This window comes from Waterburya sp., from assembly GCF_058530065.1.
Genome location: NZ_JBZNBU010000290.1, coordinates 1 through 4,566, shown reverse-complemented (window position 1 = coordinate 4,566; position 4,566 = coordinate 1). Strand labels below are relative to the sequence as shown.

At 39.1% G+C, this 4,566-nt stretch carries 3 protein-coding genes, 1 tRNA gene and 1 pseudogene; 2 read left to right on the top strand and 3 right to left on the bottom strand.

The window, feature by feature from the left end; all coding sequences use genetic code 11:
- A pseudogene (locus AC33VI_RS17425) lies at positions 1 to 683 on the top strand (hypothetical protein); the annotation flags it as partial.
- Positions 684 to 747: 64 nt separating this feature from the next.
- Here the strand turns inward: AC33VI_RS17425 and AC33VI_RS17420 are convergent.
- Together AC33VI_RS17420 and AC33VI_RS17415 are read right to left on the bottom strand one after the other, a co-directional pair.
- A tRNA-Ser gene (locus tag AC33VI_RS17420) sits at positions 748 to 834 on the bottom strand.
- Between the two features lie 170 nt (positions 835 to 1,004).
- Positions 1,005 to 1,724 carry a rubrerythrin family protein gene (locus AC33VI_RS17415; RefSeq protein WP_491783530.1) on the bottom strand — a complete coding sequence of 240 codons (720 nt, stop codon included), beginning with the start codon at positions 1,722 to 1,724 and terminating at the stop codon, positions 1,005 to 1,007.
- Positions 1,725 to 1,973: 249 nt separating this feature from the next.
- Between AC33VI_RS17415 and uvrB the strand changes: the two genes are divergently transcribed.
- Positions 1,974 to 3,980 (top strand): excinuclease ABC subunit UvrB, encoded by a 2,007-nt coding sequence (uvrB, locus tag AC33VI_RS17410; protein ID WP_491783529.1) that lies wholly within the window; start codon positions 1,974 to 1,976, stop codon positions 3,978 to 3,980.
- A 3-nt stretch (positions 3,981 to 3,983) separates the two neighbouring features.
- Here the strand turns inward: uvrB and arfB are convergent, their stop codons facing one another.
- Complete coding sequence (gene arfB / locus AC33VI_RS17405) at positions 3,984 to 4,400, bottom strand: alternative ribosome rescue aminoacyl-tRNA hydrolase ArfB (protein WP_491783528.1); 417 nt, start codon at positions 4,398 to 4,400, stop codon at positions 3,984 to 3,986.
- Positions 4,401 to 4,566: the final 166 nt, after the last annotated feature.

Below are 4,566 nucleotides of genomic sequence, written 5' to 3'. Positions count from 1 at the left end.
TTCAAACTATTTCTGGTACGGTAACGAGTGTATCTGATGATGATTTTATTCTAGAGGATTCGACAGGAGAAGTTTTAGTTGATGTTTTTGACTTGGAGGAGAGTGAAGGAGAGTTAGACTTAAGCGTAGGTCAAGAAGTCACCGTCGTCGGGGATTTAGATGATGAAGATTTTGATGCTCGTAGTGTTACTTTTAATTCCCCACCTACAAATGGTGAAGATTCAGAAACAACTATCTATCGCTTTTTGAATACCGATACAGGAGTCCATTTCTACACGGGGGATGAAAATGAGCGAGATGCGGTTGAGAATTTGGATAATTTCATTTTTGAAGGTGCTTCCTATGAAAGCGTCGATCCTTTATCGGGACAAAGCACGCCAGTTTATCGTTTTCTCAATGAGGATACGGGAGTTCATTTGTATACAGTTTCGGAAACCGAACGAGATGCAGTTGAAAATTTAGATAATTTCATTTTTGAAGGAGAGGCATTCTCGGCTTATAAAACTGAAGTAGAAGGCTCAATTCCCATCTATCGCTTTTTTAATTCCACTACAGGAGCGCACTTTTATACTCCTTCTGCAACCGAAAGAGATAGCGTAGAAAACGACTTAGCTGATTTTCAATCTGAGGGAATTGCTTATTATGCTTTGCCTGTTACCCTAGAAAGTCAAAGTTTAATTTAATTTCTGATAGGCAGGGTAACTTATTCGAGGTGGAAAATCCTGCGTAGCAAAGCCGTAAGGCAAGCGGAGAGAGAGGGATTCGAACCCTCGAACGAGTTGCCCCGTTACAGCATTTCCAGTGCTGCGCCTTCGACCACTCGGCCATCTCTCCAGGCGACTACGATTAACAATTATACATGGTCGCTGTATCCTGTCAAAATTTTTCGTAATATGGTTGGCGGTAGACTAGATAGACATTAGGCAGTTGCAAAAATCCGATAGTCTAGAGCATTTGTCCTCCAAAAGTGACAATCATTACTTTGGAATAATAGCTTCACAGCTTTAGCCAATAGCAGCAGGCTCTTCGTAAGGAACAAATAGTTTTTTCTCCGCACCACAAATAGGACAATGCCAATCATCGGGAATGTCTGCAAAAGCTGTACCTGGTGCAATTCCCGAATCAGGATCGCCGATGGCAGGATCGTAGATTACAGAACATTGACGACAAATCCATTTTTGCAGAGTCGGATCTTCACTAGGAGCTTTTTTGACTACTGTTTCCCCATCTAGTACCGATAGAGCATCGGTATATTGTCGGGCGTGATGCTGTTCGATCGAGGTCAAAAGACCAAAATTATGAGCTGCTTTACGAAAAATTTGAGCGTGTTCTTTAGATTCGGCAGTTTGAGCTTCAAACTCTACTTTGGCATCGCTGTCTCTGTCTTGTTGGGCAGCTTGAGCGAATTCTGGATACATCGTCGTGTATTCATAAGTCTCTCCTTCAATTGCCAATTCTAAGCAACGGCTGGCGATCGCTTTTTTTTCTGTTTTTGTTAAAGATGCAGGATCGTCTATATTTAATTCTGGATGCAATAAACGGAAGTGGGCGAAAGCGTGTTCTGTTTCTTGATTTGCTGTTTCTTTGAAGAGTTTGGACAATTCTTTCATGCCCAGTTTTTTGGTAATTTCAGCAAAAAACAAGTATTTGCGGTTTGCCATCGATTCTCCGCCAAAAGCAGCTTCTAGGTTGTTGGCGGTGTTGGAGTTATGAGATAAGTCCATCGATAAATATTTATTTAGAGTTAACTTGTTTTTAGGATACAGGTTTTAGGGTCATTCTTTTTCTTAACTTGTCACCAATGGCTAATGGCTAACAACAGTAATCTTTCATACAACATTACTTAATCAGCAACGCATATTATGAGGTGAGTTTGAGCAGGTAACAAAAGAACTATAAGTTTATTTGCGCTATGTTAAATATTGATAGCCAGATGATTATCCCAACTGCCCTACTTGCTCTAACTGATACAAATGTCTCTATTCAATCTCAGCGCACCCTTCGATCCCCAAGGAGATCAGCCAACTGCGATCGCACAATTGACGGAATCACTACAAGCAAATAACCGTTTTCAAACTTTACTTGGTGCGACAGGTACGGGTAAGACATTTTCGATCGCCAATATAATTCAAAATGTATCAAAGCCGACTTTAGTCTTGGCGCATAATAAGACTTTAGCAGCCCAGTTGTGTAACGAGTTACGTCAGTTTTTCCCCGATAATGCAGTAGAGTATTTTGTTAGTTATTACGATTACTATCAACCAGAAGCTTATATCCCCGTTAGCGATACTTATATAGAAAAGACGGCTTCAATTAATGATGAGATTGATATGTTGCGTCACTCGGCAACGCGATCGCTTTTTGAACGAAAAGATGTCATTGTGGTGGCTTCGATTAGTTGTATTTATGGTTTGGGAATGCCTGCCGAGTATTTAAAAGCAGCCGTACCTTTGTCTTTGGGCATGGAGGTAAATCAGCGGGAATTGTTGCGAGATTTGGTAACGGTGCAATATTCTCGCAATGATATTGAACTAGAAAGGGGGCGATTTAGGGTTAAAGGAGATGTGTTAGAAATTGTTCCTGCCTACGAAGATCGCATTATTCGTATTGAATTTTTTGGGGATGAAGTTGAAGCTTTGCGCTATGTAGATCCCGTTACGGGAGAGATTTTGCAGAGTATGAATAATATTAGTATTTATCCCGCCCGTCACTTTGTTACTCCTCAAGAAAGATTGGAAAAAGCTTGTCAAGATATTAAGGCAGAATTGGAAGCTCGTTTGGTGGAACTAGAAAGCCAAGATAAACTCTTAGAAGCTCAAAGATTAGAACAACGGTGTCGTTACGATCTCGAACTTTTACAAGAGGTTGGTTATTGCAATGGAGTAGAAAACTATTCCCGTCATTTAGCAGGAAGACAAGCAGGGGAGTCTCCAGAATGTTTGATCGATTACTTCCCCGATGATTGGTTATTAGTTATTGATGAATCTCACGTTACCGTACCTCAATTGCGAGGGATGTATAATGGCGATCGCGCTAGAAAAAAGACTTTGATCGAACATGGTTTTAGATTGCCTTCGGCAGCGGACAATCGCCCTTTAAAAGCTGATGAATTTTGGCATAAAGTCAATCAATGCATATTTGTTTCTGCCACTCCTGCTAAGTGGGAATTGGAACAATCGGAAGATCGAGTAGCACAGCAAATTATTCGCCCGACGGGAGTAATCGATCCAGAGATTTTAGTTCGTCCTACCGACGGACAAGTAGACGATTTATTAGGAGAAATTAAAGGTAGAGTCGATCGGGGAGAGCGAGTTTTAATTACTACTTTGACCAAAAGAATGGCAGAGGATTTGAGTGAATATTTTGCCGAACGAGATGTTAAAGTACAATATCTCCATTCCGAAATTAAATCAATTGAAAGAATCGAGATTTTACAAGCTCTCAGAAAAGGAGAATTTGATGTTTTAATCGGAGTTAATCTATTGCGGGAAGGATTGGATTTACCCGAAGTATCTTTAGTCGCTATTCTCGTTGCCGATAAAGAAGGATTCTTGCGCTCGGAAAGTTCTTTAATTCAAACTATTGGTAGGGCTGCCCGCCACGTAACGGGACAAGCTATTTTATATGCCGACAATTTAACCAAAAGTATGGCTAGGGCGATCGAAGAAACAGAAAGAAGGCGCAATATTCAAATTGCTTACAATAAAATTAATAATATTACTCCCAAACCAATTATCAAAAAAGAAGAGAATTCTATTCTGGCATTCTTAGATATTTCCCGTCGTTTAAATTCCGAACAACTAGAAGAAATCTACGAAAAATCTGACGAACTACCTTTAGAAAAAATACCCGATCTGATCGAACAACTAGAAGCCAAAATGAAAGAAGCTGCCAAAAATCTAGAGTTTGAAGAAGCTGCTAAATATCGCGATCGCATTCTCAAGCTAAGAGATAAGTTATTAGGTAGAAGTAAGAAATAGCAATTAATCATAATCTACTTTCTTTCGAGAAGCTTTCAACTGGCTGCGTTTGGCTTTTTTGTCTAATCTTTTTTTATTAGCACTGCGAGATATTTTAGTTTTAATTCGTTTCTTTTTGACTATTGCTGCACTTTTAATTAATTGCTTTAGTCGTTTGAGAGCATCTTCTCTATTTTGTAATTGAGTGCGAAAATTTTGTGCCTTAATAATAATAATTCCATCTTGGGAAATTCTAGTATCTTTTGATTTGAGTAGCTTTTCTTGATAAAAATAGGGCAGGGAAGAAGCTTTAATATCAAAACGAAGATGAATAGCAGTTGCTACCTTATTAACATTTTGTCCTCCCGAACCAGCAGAACGAATAGCACTTAGCTCGATTTCTCGATCTGGAATAGTTATTCTTTCAGAGATTTTTAACATTTTATGATTTGTTATTTCTGATTACAGCCGTTTTCAGTTGAATAGCTCTCTTAGAAAATTTACTAGTTCGTAGTTTTTAGTTTTTAGTTCTTAGTTCTTAGTTTTTAAAGTTTAATTATGTGGTCTACCCATGTGAAAAGCGCAGTAATTTTTGTAGTGGAGACGG